This window comes from Bacillus cereus group sp. MYBK139-1 (genome assembly GCF_051916915.1).
Lineage (GTDB): Bacteria > Bacillota > Bacilli > Bacillales > Bacillaceae_G > Bacillus_A > Bacillus_A pacificus.
The window spans coordinates 1-847 of record NZ_JBQAHO010000022.1 but is presented as its reverse complement, the minus strand read 5'-3'; the positions used below and the strand labels follow the sequence as shown (position 1 = coordinate 847).

Genomic DNA, 847 nt, shown 5'->3' with positions numbered 1-847 from the left:
GGCGGGGGCTACCGGCGCTACTGGACCTCAGGGGCCTCAAGGTAACACGGGCGCTACTGGCGCTACCGGATCTCAAGGACCGGCGGGGGCTACCGGCGCTACTGGACCTCAAGGACCTCAAGGCATTCAAGGTAACACGGGGGCTACTGGTGCTACCGGACCTCAGGGGCCTCAAGGTAACACGGGCGCTACTGGTGCCACTGGTATAGGAGTTACCGGACCTACTGGGCCTTCTGGTGGGCCTACTGGACCTACTGGACCTCAAGGTGCTCAAGGACCAGCAGGGGCTACTGGTGCTACTGGACCTCAAGGTGTTCAAGGTAACACTGGTGCTACTGGTGCCACTGGACCTCAAGGTGTTCAAGGTAACACTGGTGCTACTGGTGCCACTGGACCTCAAGGTGCTCAAGGTAACACAGGTGCTACTGGCGCTACTGGACCTCAAGGTGCTCAAGGACCAGCAGGGGCTACTGGCGCTACTGGTCCTCAGGGTGCTCAAGGTAACACAGGGGCTACTGGCGCTACTGGTCCTCAGGGTGCTCAAGGTAACACAGGGGCTACTGGTGCTACCGGACCTCAGGGTGCTCAAGGTAACACAGGTGCTACTGGTGCTACCGGACCTCAAGGCGTTCAAGGTAACACAGGTGCTACCGGCGCTACTGGACCTCAAGGTGCTCAAGGACCAGCAGGGGCTACTGGCGCTACTGGTCCTCAGGGTGCTCAAGGTAACACAGGTGCTACTGGTGCTACCGGACCTCAGGGTGCTCAAGGTAACACAGGTGCTACTGGTGCTACCGGACCTCAAGGCGTTCAAGGTAACACAGGTGCTACCGGCGCTACTGGACCT

The 847-nt window shown here is 59.9% G+C and carries 1 pseudogene; it reads left to right on the top strand.

The window, feature by feature from the left end:
• Positions 1 to 847 (top strand): annotated as a pseudogene (locus tag ACTFRS_RS28410) (Gly-Xaa-Xaa repeat protein); the annotation flags it as partial.